Source organism: Nonomuraea glycinis, from assembly GCF_014646515.1.
Taxonomy (GTDB): domain Bacteria; phylum Actinomycetota; class Actinomycetes; order Streptosporangiales; family Streptosporangiaceae; genus Nonomuraea; species Nonomuraea glycinis.
Genome location: NZ_BMNK01000027.1, coordinates 17,863 through 30,944, shown reverse-complemented (window position 1 = coordinate 30,944; position 13,082 = coordinate 17,863). Strand labels below are relative to the sequence as shown.

12 protein-coding genes are annotated in these 13,082 nt (G+C 68.4%); 10 read left to right on the top strand and 2 right to left on the bottom strand.

What is annotated here, in order from left to right; genetic code table 11:
- Position 1: 1 nt before the first annotated feature.
- A complete protein-coding gene (locus IEY87_RS43580; protein WP_189144773.1) occupies positions 2-3,169 on the bottom strand; it encodes an ATP-binding protein in 3,168 nt (1,055 codons plus the stop codon).
- A 154-nt stretch (positions 3,170-3,323) separates the two neighbouring features.
- Here IEY87_RS43580 and IEY87_RS43575 point away from each other — a divergent pair, with 154 nt between their 5' ends.
- The 4 genes from IEY87_RS43575 (at position 3,324) to IEY87_RS43560 (ending at position 7,472) form a co-directional block, all read left to right on the top strand.
- A complete protein-coding gene (locus IEY87_RS43575) occupies positions 3,324-3,812 on the top strand; it encodes a (2Fe-2S)-binding protein (protein ID WP_189144772.1) in 489 nt (162 codons plus the stop codon).
- Positions 3,805-4,794, top strand: a complete 990-nt coding sequence (locus tag IEY87_RS43570; protein WP_189144771.1) for an FAD binding domain-containing protein — start codon at positions 3,805-3,807, stop codon at positions 4,792-4,794. Before IEY87_RS43575 ends, IEY87_RS43570 begins: the two co-directional genes overlap by 8 nt.
- Complete coding sequence (locus tag IEY87_RS43565) at positions 4,791-7,064, top strand: xanthine dehydrogenase family protein molybdopterin-binding subunit (protein WP_189144770.1); 2,274 nt, start codon at positions 4,791-4,793, stop codon at positions 7,062-7,064. Before IEY87_RS43570 ends, IEY87_RS43565 begins: the two co-directional genes overlap by 4 nt.
- Before the next feature lie 183 nt (positions 7,065-7,247).
- On the top strand, positions 7,248-7,472 hold the full coding sequence (locus tag IEY87_RS43560; RefSeq protein WP_189144769.1) for a hypothetical protein: 225 nt from the start codon (positions 7,248-7,250) through the stop codon (positions 7,470-7,472).
- A gap of 1,214 nt (positions 7,473-8,686) precedes the next feature.
- Here IEY87_RS43560 and IEY87_RS43555 read toward each other — a convergent pair.
- A complete protein-coding gene (locus IEY87_RS43555; protein ID WP_189144768.1) occupies positions 8,687-8,935 on the bottom strand; it encodes a transposase in 249 nt (82 codons plus the stop codon).
- A 225-nt stretch (positions 8,936-9,160) separates the two neighbouring features.
- On the opposite strand from IEY87_RS43555, the gene IEY87_RS43550 reads away from it, so the two are divergent.
- The 6 genes from IEY87_RS43550 to IEY87_RS43530 all read left to right on the top strand — a co-directional run bounded on the left by IEY87_RS43550 (position 9,161) and on the right by IEY87_RS43530 (position 12,989).
- Positions 9,161-9,661 carry a nuclear transport factor 2 family protein gene (locus IEY87_RS43550; protein ID WP_189144767.1) on the top strand — a complete coding sequence of 167 codons (501 nt, stop codon included), beginning with the start codon at positions 9,161-9,163 and terminating at the stop codon, positions 9,659-9,661.
- Between the two features lie 239 nt (positions 9,662-9,900).
- Positions 9,901-10,188 carry an RraA family protein gene (locus tag IEY87_RS46460; protein ID WP_225277013.1) on the top strand — a complete coding sequence of 96 codons (288 nt, stop codon included), beginning with the start codon at positions 9,901-9,903 and terminating at the stop codon, positions 10,186-10,188.
- Positions 10,122-10,562 carry an RraA family protein gene (locus IEY87_RS46455; protein ID WP_225277083.1) on the top strand — a complete coding sequence of 147 codons (441 nt, stop codon included), beginning with the start codon at positions 10,122-10,124 and terminating at the stop codon, positions 10,560-10,562. The genes IEY87_RS46460 and IEY87_RS46455 overlap by 67 nt, the downstream gene beginning before the upstream one ends.
- Positions 10,563-10,878: 316 nt before the next feature.
- Positions 10,879-11,709 carry a pyridoxal phosphate-dependent aminotransferase gene (locus tag IEY87_RS43540; RefSeq protein ID WP_225277084.1) on the top strand — a complete coding sequence of 277 codons (831 nt, stop codon included), beginning with the start codon at positions 10,879-10,881 and terminating at the stop codon, positions 11,707-11,709.
- A gap of 52 nt (positions 11,710-11,761) precedes the next feature.
- Entirely contained in the window at positions 11,762-12,379 is a 618-nt protein-coding gene (locus IEY87_RS43535) for a TetR/AcrR family transcriptional regulator (RefSeq protein WP_189144766.1), read from the top strand.
- A gap of 457 nt (positions 12,380-12,836) precedes the next feature.
- Complete coding sequence (locus IEY87_RS43530; protein ID WP_189144765.1) at positions 12,837-12,989, top strand: hypothetical protein; 153 nt, start codon at positions 12,837-12,839, stop codon at positions 12,987-12,989.
- The last annotated feature ends 93 nt before the right edge of the window (positions 12,990-13,082 follow it).

Genomic DNA, 13,082 nt, shown 5'->3' with positions numbered 1-13,082 from the left:
GTCAGCAACCTACGTGCGGTGACTGCAGATTTAGTGGATTCGTGATGCCGGCGAGGAACTCCTCGGCACGCCGGGCGAACAGCTGCGCTCCTCGTTCGCTGGACAGTGCCACCGCCCGCTCACCGATCTCGCGGACGACCGAGTCGGACTCACCGAGCGCCTGCAGCTGCCGCGCCCGCAGCAGGAGGAGCAGGCCTTCCGCATAACGCTGGCCGTACTCGTCGAGATACCGGTCGGCGCGGTCGAGCGCGGCCGCCGCTTCGCGTGGCAGGCCGGCCGACAACAGCATGTCGGCGATGAGCCCCTCATGGAACGCCAGTCCGAACCGTGGCGGGTCGACGAGAGTCGTGGTCAGGATCCGATCAGCCTCGGCCGCGGCGCCCGCCGGATCGTCGCCGGTCAAGGCTCGTGCCCAGCAGGCGGCGATGCGCAGGTACGGGTCGACATTGACGTGCACATGCCGAGAGTCCGTGGCGGTCCAGGGCCCGGCCGCGGTCAGCGCCCAATCCGGATCGCCGGCCAGCGCCGCGGCCATGGTGGAGAAGTGCGCCCAGATGGCGATCGAGTACGGATCGTCCCCGGCGCCGGCCCGCACTCCGTCGAGCAGGGTGTGGGCCGTACCGAGGTCGTCGGAGATCGTGGCCACCACCGCCCCCAGGAGTGCCCCGAACGGACGCAGGCCGGTCCGGAGGGGACTGTCCCCGGTGGTGGGGACGCTCCCCATGATCCGGTTGCCGTCGTTCAGATGCCGTACGGCCTCGCCGATGTCGCCGAGCTCCCATTGGTGCTGACCCCAGGCCTGCAAGCCGTACGCCCTGACCATCGGGTCCTGCGAGGCGGCACCCTGCTCGTACAGTCTGCGTGCGAGTTCGGCACGGTCCGGTCGGACCGCGCTGAAAGCCGCGACCATGCGCATGAGGAGGAAGTCGGCGGCGTCCCCTTCCCGGCTGAGGCCGCGAGCCAGGCTCTCGGCGCGTTCCATCATGGGGTGGTACGGGTCCTGGGACCTCGACTGCCGCCAGAAGACCGTGGCGATCGACGACAGCGCGGACAGCTCCAAGTCGGCCAGCCCCGCCGCACGCGAGACCTGGACGGCCGACAGCAGGTGCCTCTCGGCGGCCTCGAACGCGGATTTGAACGCCGCTTGGGCGCCCGCGCGGACAAGCGCACGCGCGGTGCGCGCGGGGTCGGCCAGCGGGCCGGCCTCCCACAGGTGAAAGGCGAGTCGTTCGGCGGTGAGCTCGCCCTCAGGGTCGGTGCCCTCCAATGCCTGCGCGATGCGCAGGTGCAGCCGGCCGGTCTGGGCGGGCGGCGTTCTCCCGGCGACGGACTCACGGACGAGATCGTGGGTGAACCTCACAGAGTACGGATCATCCTGTACGGACTCCAGTATGCCGAGCGCCTTGACCGGCGCCAGGAGTTCGAGGCAGCCTCCGGCGTCGAGCCCCGCGGCTCGGGCCAGCAGATCGAGGTTGACGCCCCGGCCGATGAGAGCCGCGGTCCGGAGCAGGTCGCGGGCGTCGTCGCCGAGTCCGGACATCCGGTCGAGAACGATGTCGTTCACGGTCTCGGGCACCGCGGGGTGAGCCATCCCGTCATTGAGCCCGGCGTTACCGGCGAGCATCCGGGACAGTTCCCGGATGTAGAACGGGTTGCCCGCCGCACGGGCGTGGATGCTGCGGACGGTTGCGGGCGCAGGGTCCTGTCCGATCTCGCGCCGGACGAGCTCGGCTGCCTCGGTCGGGTCGAGCGGGCCGAGCCGGATACGTCGGTGGCCAGGGACGCGGCCGGCCGCGGCGAGCGCATGCGACAGCTCCAGGCCGGCGACGGGCGCGCGGTCGCGGGCCGCTCCGAGGATCACGGTCCTGGCCGGCAACCGGGCCGTGAGGTGGGCGAGCAGCCGCAGGGACGCGACGTCGGCCCACTGCAGGTCGTCGAGCACGAGCAGCAGGGGACGCCGTACGGTGGCCGCGCCGATGACGGTCACGACCTGTTCGAACAGCCGGAACTGCAGGCCGGTGTCCGTCAGGACCGGCACGGCGGCCGACTCATCATGCGGTCCGACGAGCCGGCCGAGTTCGCCGGCGCGCCACTTCTGCCGCCCGGTGGCGGGCAGACTCTCGATGACGGCGCTGATCGCCTGCGTCCAGGGCCACAACGAGGGTGTTCCGTCTCCATCGAGACAGCGGCCCCAGACGACGAGGGCGCCATGCCTGGCCGCCCCGGCGGCCACCTCCTCCAGCAGACGCGTCTTGCCGGCGCCGGGCTCGCCCTCGACGACGCCGATCCCGCTGCCGCCGGCGTCGGCTCGGCGTACGGCCCGCATGAGCGCCCCGAGCTCCTTGGCGCGGCCGACCAGGTCGCTGCTCGTGCCCACCCAGGCGTCGGCTCCATGGGTGGCGGCGACCGGCATCACGTTCCGCGTCAGCGCTTGACGATGCGCCGCCTGCATCGCCGGGCCGGGGTCGACCCCGAGCTCGCCGGCGAGGCGGGCGCGGACCGCGGCGACGACGGCCAGTGCCTCCGCCTGGTTCCCCGCGGCGCTGAGGGCGGAGACAAAGCTTGCCTGCACGGGTTCGTTCAGCGGTGCCATCGAGGCGGCCAACCGCAACGGAGGCAGGATCTTCGACGGTCGCCCCAGGGCGACGGCCAGGGTGGCCGCCGTCACGCACGCGTCGAAGAACTCCGCGTCGAGGGCGGCGAAGGCCGGCTCCGCGGTCGTTCGCTGAGCGAAGCCGCCGCCCGCCGGTCCGTGCCAGCGGCCGAGCGCCTCGGCGAGAAGGTCGAGCGCCCTCTCGTCAGGCTCGGCTTTCGCCTGGGAGACGAGGTCGCGGAAGGCGAGCAGGTCGAGGGTCTCCGAGTTCGCGGTGATCAGGTAGCTGTTGCCGCGGCGGTGCAGGAAACTGCCGGTGGCACGGGTGGGTAACGCGGGTTCGAGCAGGCGGCGCAGGACTCCGACGTACTTGTGGATGACGTTGAGCGCGCTGGCCGGGGCCTCGTCATCCCAGATCAGATCGATCAGCTCGGACGTGCTGACCGGCCGGTTCACGCGGGCGAGGAGCAGAGCCAGAAGGAATGCCTGCTGACCGGGCCCAAGGTCCAGCTCGACGCCGTCGCGCCAACCCCGGAGCGGGCCGAGGATCTCCAACCGCAGGAGTCCGTCAACCATCCCATCGCCCCCGAACCTACGCGTGCAGGTCCGATCTTACCGGCGGGCCGGAAATAGGCGGTGGCCCGGCTACCGGCGCGATCAAGAGTTTGTTCACTGCGGGGCTCTAGCGTGTGCTCATGCCTACGGGGACTCTCATCGAGATGAGGCGCTTATGAGCTTCGAACCGCCGCTGGTTCGCACGGCGGTCCAGGTCAACGGCTTCGAACGAAAGCTGGAGGCCGACGCCCGGCTGACGCTGCTCGATGCCTTACGTGACGTCATCGGCCTGACCGGGACGAAGAAGGGCTGCGACCAAGGCGCGTGCGGCGCCTGTACGGTACTGCTGGAAGGACGCCGCGTCCTGTCGTGCCTGACGTTGGCGGCACAGTGTGACGGCCGGCAGGTCACCACCATCGAGGCCCTGGCCGGCGACGACCTGCATCCGCTCCAGGCCGCGTTCATCCGACGGGACGCCTTTCAATGCGGATTCTGCACCTCCGGTCAGATCATGTCCGCGGTGGCCTTGCTGGACGAGGGCCGGGCAGGCTCGGATGACGAGATCCGCGAGTTCATGAGCGGCAACCTCTGCCGGTGCGGGGCGTATCCGAACATCGTCGCCGCGATCCGCGACGTCGCCGGCGGGCGAAATCACGATGCGTGAATTCGCATTCGTCCGGCCCACCAATGTCGAGCAGGCCGTCGAACTCGTGACCGGCGACCCGGACGCCGCCTATCTCGCCGGTGGCACGACGCTGGTGGACCTCATGAAGGACGGGGTTCTGCGCCCGCGGCGAGTCGTCGACATCGCGCGGCTGCCTCTGCGGGAGGTGATCCGCACGGACCACGCTGTCACCGTCGGAGCCTTGACGACGATGGAGGAGCTCGCCGCCGAACCGGTGCTGGCCGAACGTGCGCCCGTCCTGCGCGAGGCGCTCCTCGCGGGTGCGTCGACGCAGTTGCGCAATATGGCCACCATCGGCGGGAATCTGTTGCAGCGTGCCCGATGCCGCTACTTCCGCGACCCGTCGGTGCGGGCATGCAACAAACGCAGCCCCGGCAGCGGTTGTGCCGCCGTCGATGAGTCGGCCCGCATGCACGCCATCCTGGGCGCCGGCGAATCCTGTATCGCCCTGCACGCTTCGGATCTGGCCGTCGCCCTGGTCGCTCTCGACGCTGTCGTCCACCTTCAGGGCACGACGGGCACGCGCCGGGTACCCCTGACCGAGTTCTACCGCGTTCCGGGCAGTACTCCTGAACGTGAGAACGTACTGGAACACGGGCAGCTCATCACCGCAGTCGAGATTCCGTTACCGGCAGCCGGAACCGCCTCGGGATACCTGAAGATCCGCGACCGGGCGTCCTACGAGTTCGCGCTCGTCTCAGCGGCCGCGGTCCTGGAGATCCGCGACGGCGTCATCCACGACGCCCGGATGGGGCTGGGCGGCGTCGGCACCATTCCCTGGCGAGCGCCCACCGCCGAAAGCCTTCTCCGCGGGGCGCGTCCCGGCACGGGGGTGTTCCGGGCCGCTGCGGCGTCCGCGATACGAGACACCTTCACCGTGCCCGGGACCGCCTTCAAGGTCGCACTGGCCCGGCGCACGATCGAGCGGGCGCTGAGCACCGTCTCCGGAGGAACACCATGACGCCCGAACCCCGGGTCATCGGACTCGGCCTGGACCGCGTCGACGGGCCGGCGAAGGTCACCGGCGCGGCCACGTACACGATGGACGTCGCCGTTGCCGGGCTCCTGCACGCGGCACTCGTCCGCAGCACTTTCGCGATCGGCACCATCACCTCGATCGAAACCGCGCAAGCGGCGGCCGCCCCGGGCGTCGTCGCGGTCTTCACCCATCACAACGCGCCGCGCATGAAGAAGCCGTCCTGGAATCTGATCACCCCACCACCTCCGGTGCCCTTGCAGGACGCCTCCGTGCACCACTACGGGCAGTACATCGCCATGGTCGTCGCCGAGACACCTCAGCAGGCGACGGCGGCGGCGGCTCTGATCCGGGTCGAGCACAAGGCCGCCACCGCCTCTCTGAGCCTGGACGCCCCGGCGCTCAAAGCCCGATCGAACCCGTACTTCCTCGATGCCAAGCGCGGTGATGTCGAATCCGCGCTGGCAGCGGCCGACATCACGGTCGACGCGACCTTCTCCACCAAGGCGAACGCTCACAATCCGCTCGGGCTTTTCAGCACGGTCGCCTATTGGGAGGGCGGCCGCCTCGTCGTGCACGACTCGACGCAGAACCCCTACCTGATCAGGGACAGCCTGGCCAAGGTCTTCTCCGTCTCCAAGGACAAGGTCCAGGTTCTGGTGCCGTACGTCGGCGGCGCGTTCGGCGCTGGTCTGCGACTGTGGCAGCACGTGATTCTCACTGCGATGGCCGCCCGCGCCGTGGGCCGGCCGGTCAAGACGGTCCTGACCCGCCCGCAGATGTTCACGGGGATCGGCCATCGCCCGGCGACGATCCAGCGGATGCGCATCGGAGCGCTCCGCGATGGCACCATCACCGCGATCGACCACGAGGCCACCTCGACCGCCGCCAAGGTCGCCAACGTGCTGTATCCGGTCACCCTGTCCACCCCCGCCACCTACCGGTGCGACAACGTGCGAGGTCGCGACCGCCAGGTGCGGCTCGACATCCCCTCCCCCGCGCACATGCGAGGTCCGGGCGAGGCCGAGGGCAACTTCGCACTGGAAACGGCTCTGGACGAGGTCGCGTACGCGATCGGAATGGACCCGATCGACCTGCGGATGCGCAACTACGCGAAGGTCCACCCGCAGACCGGCCTCGCGTGGTCGAGCAAGGCGCTCGACGAGTGCTACCGCCAGGGTGCCGAGCGCTTCGGCTGGGCCGATCGAACGCCGCGGCCGCGATCCATGCGTGACGGCCATTGGCTCGTCGGGTACGGCATGGCCGGCGTGACCTACGGCCATTTCCAGGCGAAGTGCCATGCGTCGCTCACCGTTCGCGATGACGGCACCGTACTCGTACGCAGCGGCGCCACCGACATCGGTCAGGGCACCTACACGGTGATCACCCAGGTCGCGGCAGACGGTCTGGGACTGGACCCGGCGAACGTCCGGTTCGAACTCGGCGACACCGACCTGCCCCGGGCGCCGCAGGCCGGAGGGTCAGGCCTGGCGACAGCGCTCAGCAACGCCGTGCGCGACGCCACGGTGAACGCCATCGCAGCCCTGCTCTCCTTGGCGAGCGCGGACCACGCCTCGCCCCTGCACGGCTGTTCGGCGCGCGACGTGGTCGTGGCCGGCGGTCGCATCCACCGCAAGGATGACGCCTCGCGCAGCGAGACCTACGGGGCGATCCTCACCCGGAACGGCCGCTCCGAACTCACCGTTCAGGGCAGCAGCGCACCTTCGCGTGCTGAGACCGGCGTGCTGCTCGGATCTCTCGCGGTCTCCCGCATGGGACGAGCCGGTCGGCGGCTGGTCGAAGCCACGCATGCGATCGCCCCGGCCGGCGCTTTCGCCGCCCATTTCGTGGAGGTCCGGGTCGACCCCCTACTCGGCCGTCTGCGGGTGAAGCGGATGGTGTCCGCCGTCGACGCGGGTCAGGTGCTGAACGAAAAACTGGCTCGTAGTCAGATCGTCGGCGGAATCGTCGGTGGCATCGGACAGGCACTGTTCGAGGAGATCACCACGGACGAGGGTTCGGGACGTGTCTCCAACGCGACCTTGGCCGACTATCTCGTCCCGGTGAATGCCGATGTTCCTGACATAGACGTCGTCTTCGTCGGCGAGCCGGACTCGGACAACGCAGTAGGCGTCAAGGGGATCGGCGAGATCGGCCTGGTCGGGGTTGCCGCCGCCATCGGCAACGCGGTCCATCACGCGACCGGCAAACGCCTGCGGTCGTTGCCGTTCACCATCACCGAACTGATGGACTGACAGGGATGAAACACGACCAGGCGGCTGCTCCGCAAACCCTGATTCTTTGACCTGAGGCGTCTTGCACGTCTCCACCATCAGCGGCCGCCGCGGTAGCCCGGCAGGCCGCAACAGCCATCGCACAAGACCACAGAAAGCAGAAACCTGAACCTCAGGAACGGCTCGCGCACGTTCGGCCTGGCCATGGCGGCCGGGGCGGTCGTACTGACCGCGACGCCCGTGGCGATCGCCGGCACCACCTCCGCCCCCGCTCAGGCGGTGAACAACACCGATGCCGCGAAGCAGCACAACGCCGCTCGCCAGAACGGTCTCCGCGGCCCCGATTGGGACCTCGGTGATGACCACTGTAACGACGTGAACCTCCGGTCCAAGGCCAACAACCGTTTCGTCTCCGCCGAGGTCGACTAAACCGGAAGCGTTTCCGGAATACTTCGCGCCCGAGCAGCCAACGTCGGAGACTGGGAAGAGTACGCACTCTGCCCGGGCAATGGATTCCACACTCTCTATTCGTATAGCGCCAAGCGTTATGTGAGCGCCGAGCTGGGCTATGCAGGCGCCGACTACGGCATGCTCCCGGCACGCTCGAACTCCTCCGATGGACCGTGGGAGAAGTTCTTGATCTCCTGATCGGCTGACTGGTGATCAACGCCCTAGGGCGCGCAGTAGCGCGGCCGCCCAGGGGGCATCCAGGCGAAGCGTGGTGAGGATCCGCCAGTTGTTCAGGCCGGCGAAGCCGTGCTCGACCTGGGTGCTATTGCCGGCGATCAGTTGATTGACCTGCTTTGCGCGACGGCGAGGGGCTTGCGCAGGTGGCTGGGCGTACGGCGATCACGACAGGATGATCGCCGTCGTTCAAGGTGACGAAGCGGAGATCGGCGGGTGCGCTCAGGCCCGAGTCTGGTCGCCATGATGGACTCGTACACCCACGACGCCCGGTCTCCCCGCCCATACAAGGTCATCGACGGGTCCGACACCGGACGCTCTGCCGTGAAGGTCGGGGTTTTCGTCATAACACATAGCCGTTCCAAAAAGGGACAAACGGAACATCATAACAATAGTCAAGAACCCATGGTTGCTCGGTGGTTGCTCGCGTGTACGCGATACAGCACGGCACGCGTTGGCACAGACCAACACGACGACGGGAATAATTCCGGCTACGGCAATACAAAATAGCACTCGGTGCCACTGAGCGACATCAACCGAGGATTCTCATAATCCGTGGGTCGTGGGTTCAAGTCCCACCCGCCCTACTCTCCACTACCGCGTTCTACCTGGGGTTTCTCGGTTCTCGCCGGCCTCGGATCTCGTTGTTGATCATGGGTGGTTGCTCGGTGGTTGCTCTCGTGTACGGACCGTGTATAGCGGTAGATCGTTTAGGCGCCCACCGTGCCCTCAGACTTCAAAGACGACCATCAGAAGATCAAGCCAGAATGCCCGCACGGCCTCGTCCGTAAGCGGTGACTCCAGGTGTGGTCAAGTTTCGCCCAAACCGGCTCATCTTGCCAGCCAGGTGACCCATCTTGCTAACCAGGCCGTTGGTGACCAGCAGATAAAAGATCCGCTGCTTCTCGTAGCGATCCTCGCGGCCCGGTTCCAGTACATCTGAGGTTGAAGGCCTGAGGTTACGGCGGTTCGAGGATGAAGCCGGGCTGAGCGATGAAGCCGTCCAGCAGCCTGGGCCGGTACCGCATCCGTTTGAGCTTGGTGGCGACCATCGCGGCGAGTTCGTCGATGTCTCGCGGGGCGAGGTTGGCCAGGGCCCGTTTGAGTGCCGACCACACCCCTTCGGCCGGGTTCAGCTCCGGCGCATAGGACGGCAGTTGGAAGACCGTCAGCCACGGGCGGGGGTCACGTCCACGAACGTGGCGCATGAATCGATCTTCGCGTGGCCGTCTCGGAACGTCAGGAACACGATGAGCTACCCCATCCTGAGTGAGACATATTTCTCATATGAGAGAACTGTGATTCAATGAGCTAAGGACTCGACGCGCGGCTGACCCGCTCGACGCGCCCACCCCCGATCTGATGGAGTCCTCGATGTCTCATTCCGACCCGACGAGGGCCCCGCGGACACTTCCCGACCAAGAGGAGGCATCATGCTGTCCGACATCCATCCGAACGCCTTGTGGCTGGCCGAGCTCTATCGAGGCGGCGCGGCGATCACGACCGATCCGAGCCTCACTGAGGGCGAGCGGCTCCAGCGGCAACAAGAGCACACCAGCAAAATGATGGAGCGGATGTCTCCGGACATGGTGATCCACACCGGCGGCGTGCGCCTGGCAACAACCGGGGGAATGGACTTCCTGCGCCGCTACGCCAAGCGGCGGGAGAGTCTCGCCGACGCCAACGTCGAACCCCTCGAGATCGACCAGATCCTCGCCGACGACCATTACGGCATCATCCACGGGACATTCCGCACGGCGCGTGGCGAATGGATCTGGACGCGCGTCGGCATGGGCGCGTGGCGCTTCAGGGACGGTCTGGCCGTTGAGCACTGGGAGCTCTCCGACGGACCGGTGTGGGACGAATTCTTCCTCGCCGGCGACCCGACGTCGTTCACGGGGTCGGCGCAGGAGTTCTGGACCCGCGGCGTCTGACTGCGCCACCGGTTCCGCTACGGGGGCCGGGCCTCGACGACGGTCGAGAGGGCGGCGATGGCCTGCTGGCCGGGCCTGCCTGCTCCCCCGAGCGGGCGCCGGCGTACGCCTGCCAGGCCAGCTCGTCCCGCCCGATCTCCGGAAACCCGCGCGGCCGTGCCGGCTCCTCGTCCGCGAACGTTAGGGGAGGCTGTCGTTCTAGATGGTAGAAGAGTCTTATTTAAGAATTGAGCTTCATTATGTACATTGCCGCGGCGACGGACAGCGTGTCCATCGCTCCGAGCTGGCCTCGCGCAGCAGCGGCGGAGATTCGCCGGCTGGGGGAAGTGCCGGCCGCCAACGTCGGTGACGCGCTGCAGCGGATGACCGTGATGGACGGCGGCATCCGGCTGTTCACCGGGCGCGCCGCGCTGCTGGGAACCGCCCTGACGGTAGACGTGCGGTCGGGTGACAACCTGCCATCCACCGAGCGCTCGACGAAGCCCGACCGGGCGACGTCCTGGTCGTCAATGGACACGGCGACATGACCCGCGCGCTGATCGGCAACCTCATCGGCGAGATCATGGTGAATGCCGGGGTTGCCGGCGCCGTGGTCGACGGTGCGGTCCGCGACGTCCAGGCGCTGTCCGAGATGGGCCTGGCCGTCTACGCGCGGGCGGTCACCCCCGCCGGACCTTTCAAGGACGGGCCCGGCACCATCGGCGCCCCGGTGGCGGTCGGCGGCGTGGTAGCGGTAGTGGTGGCGGGTGACGTGCTCGTCGGCGACGCCGACGGTGTCGTCGTCGTCGCGCGGCACCGGGTGCAGGAGGTCGTTGACGCGGTCGACGGTATCGGCGAGAAGGAGCAGGCGCTCCGGCGGCGCATCCTCGCCGCACGCCCCGAACGTGCGGTGATGGCTTGATGACCGCCGCGCGGCCCGCCTGCCGAATCGAGGACCTGCGCCGCTTTTCGCGCCGCCCGGCCCTCACCCCGGCCCCGCCGGGTGCGGTCTCCCCCGCCATGGGTGAGCCGGACTTCCCGACACCACCGCCGGTGATCGAGGCCGCGGTGGCGGCCTTGCGTGCGGGAGACACCCACTACGCCGACCAGAAGGGCCTGCCGGAACTGCGTACCACGCTCGCGTCCCGGTTGCCCGCACACCCCGGCCGGACGTGGAGCGCGGACGATGTCGTCGTCACCCACGGTGCCACCGGCGCCCTGGCGGCCGTGTGTTCGCGATGGTCGGCCCCGGCGACCGCGTGGTCATCCCGGAGCCCGCCTACTCGCTGTACGCCGACCTGGTCGTCCTCGCCGGAGGCACCGTGGACTTCGTCCCGCTCGGCCGGGACCTGCACTGGGACCTCGACGCGCTGGCCGCCGCGCTTCCCGGCGCCAGCATGATGATCTTCTCGAACCCGTCGAACCCCACCGGCATCGTGCACCGCGAGCCGGAGCTCAAGGCCCTCGGCGAGCTGCTCGACGGCTCCGACACCCTGGTCGTCAGCGACGAGGCGTACCACCGGCTGGTCTACCCGGGGCATGCGCTGACCTCGGCGCTGGCAGTCGAGTCGCTGCGCGACCGGACGGTGTACGTACAGACGTTCTCCAAGACGTACGCGATGACGGGCTGGCGGGTGGGATACCTGACCGGGCCGCGCGAAGTGGTGGACGCGGCGGCCCAGGTGCACCGGACCCTCAACGGCTCGGTGAACACGGCGGTCCAGCACGCTGCCCTCGCCGCCCTCGACCTGCCGGACAGCGTCATGGACGCCATGGTCGACACGTACCGGCAGCGTCGCGAGCTGGTGATCGCGCACCTCTCGGACATCCCCGGCCTGCACCTGGTTCCGCCGGAGGGCGCGTTCTACGGGTTCCTCCGCTACGACAACGACCGCCCCTCCGAGGAGGTCGCCCGCGAGCTCGCCGAGCGGAAGGTGCTGGTTCGAGCCGGAGCAGAGTACGGCCCCTCCGGCGAGGGGCACATCAGGATCTCGTTCGCGGCCGCCGAGGACGACCTGCGGACCGGGCTGGCCCGCATCGTCGGTCACCTGGACGTCACGAGATCCTGACGGGGCGGAGGCGATAGCCTTTGCCTGCACTTCTACGAGGCGGAGGAGACCGGTGTCCGATCAGCAGGCCACCCCACGTGGAGAGCGCAAGTTGCGCAGTGACACCCGCCGCAACCGCCGGCGCCTCCTCGAGGCCGTCGGCGAGCTCGCCCGGGAGGCGCCCGACGAGCTCACCATGCAGGCGGTCGCGTCCCGCGCGGAGATCGGTCCGGCCACCGCCTACCGCTACTACTCCTCGATGGAGGAGGTGCTCGCGGCCTATGTGCTCAGCGTCGTCGAGGAGCTCAGCGATTTCACCGCGACGTCGACCGCGCAGGGGCGGCCGCTCTTCGATGCCGTCGTGGACAAGTGGGTGGACCTTCTCGCCGAGCACGGCCCGGCGCTGGTTCAGCTTCGGTCCCGACGGGGCTACCTGGAGCGGCTCCATGACGGGAACGAGATCATCGCCACCATGCGGGACGCCTGGGACGGGCCCGTGCGGGGACTGCTCGACGACATCGGGCTCCCGGAAGAGATGCTCGAGTACGCCCTGTTCCTCAACAACATGATCTTCGATCCGCGCGAGGTCCAGGACCTGCTGGGGGAGACGCACCTGTCCCGCCGGGAGGTCATCACCCGGCTGATCGAGGCGTACTGTGGCGCGCTGCGCGGGTGGGCGCGGGTGGGCTGATCGCTCCGCCCAGGTGCCGGTGGGGCACCATCCTGGAGCCGGGAACCCGGTACTCGGTTCCCCGGCACAAGCCTGACCGCCCCTGAAAGGCGCCGATCTGGCGCCGGTGGACCGGGGGCGGCGCTCGCGTGGCGACGTTTGCCGACGCCGTATCTGTACCCGCACCCCACTCGGATCCGGTCACGCGTCAGACGTGACCTCCTTCACCTCCTGCCGCAGTGGCACCCGTCGGCAGGAGAAGTTCGCAAAACGCCTGTCCATTTATAAATCGGACAACTTAAGATACCCCGGGTATCAGACGATTCGCCACTATGTGATAGATTCATCTCAATTCATACGACAGTTGCACCTCGCGTTAGCGAGGGGGCAGCGTTGGCATTGCACCGAGAGAGGCACGAACCCGCCGAAACGGCCAGTTCGACCGTACGAGCGGGTGATCTCGAAGTCGGGTTCGTCGATGGTTGACGCCGACCGTGCGGTCGCGAACCGGATGGTGGAGGCGGCCGGGGCGTGGCTGGACTCCTTGGACGCGGACCAGCGCAAGGTGGCGGTCGGGCCGCCGCCGGGCGTCGGCGGCGAAGCCGAGGCCGAACGCTGCGCCTGCCGATAATTACATCCGCCCAGGTCATGGCTCTGCGACGGATTCTCGTGGCGGCGCGAGCTCTGGCCACTCAGGAAACGGTTCCATGTGCGGCAGGATGAT

Bases quoted from the DNA above. Each gene is read 5' to 3' on its own strand.
- IEY87_RS43580 (WP_189144773.1), bottom strand. From the start codon at position 3,169: ATGGTTGACGGACTCCTGCGGTTGGAGATCCTCGGCCCGCTCCGGGGT.
- IEY87_RS43575 (WP_189144772.1), top strand. From the start codon at position 3,324: ATGAGCTTCGAACCGCCGCTGGTTCGCACGGCGGTCCAGGTCAACGGC.
- IEY87_RS43570 (WP_189144771.1), top strand. From the start codon at position 3,805: ATGCGTGAATTCGCATTCGTCCGGCCCACCAATGTCGAGCAGGCCGTC.
- IEY87_RS43565 (WP_189144770.1), top strand. From the start codon at position 4,791: ATGACGCCCGAACCCCGGGTCATCGGACTCGGCCTGGACCGCGTCGAC.
- IEY87_RS43560 (WP_189144769.1), top strand. From the start codon at position 7,248: ATGGCGGCCGGGGCGGTCGTACTGACCGCGACGCCCGTGGCGATCGCC.
- IEY87_RS43555 (WP_189144768.1), bottom strand. From the start codon at position 8,935: ATGCGCCACGTTCGTGGACGTGACCCCCGCCCGTGGCTGACGGTCTTC.
- IEY87_RS43550 (WP_189144767.1), top strand. From the start codon at position 9,161: ATGCTGTCCGACATCCATCCGAACGCCTTGTGGCTGGCCGAGCTCTAT.
- IEY87_RS46460 (WP_225277013.1), top strand. From the start codon at position 9,901: ATGTACATTGCCGCGGCGACGGACAGCGTGTCCATCGCTCCGAGCTGG.
- IEY87_RS43540 (WP_225277084.1), top strand. From the start codon at position 10,879: ATGGTCGGCCCCGGCGACCGCGTGGTCATCCCGGAGCCCGCCTACTCG.
- IEY87_RS43530 (WP_189144765.1), top strand. From the start codon at position 12,837: ATGGTTGACGCCGACCGTGCGGTCGCGAACCGGATGGTGGAGGCGGCC.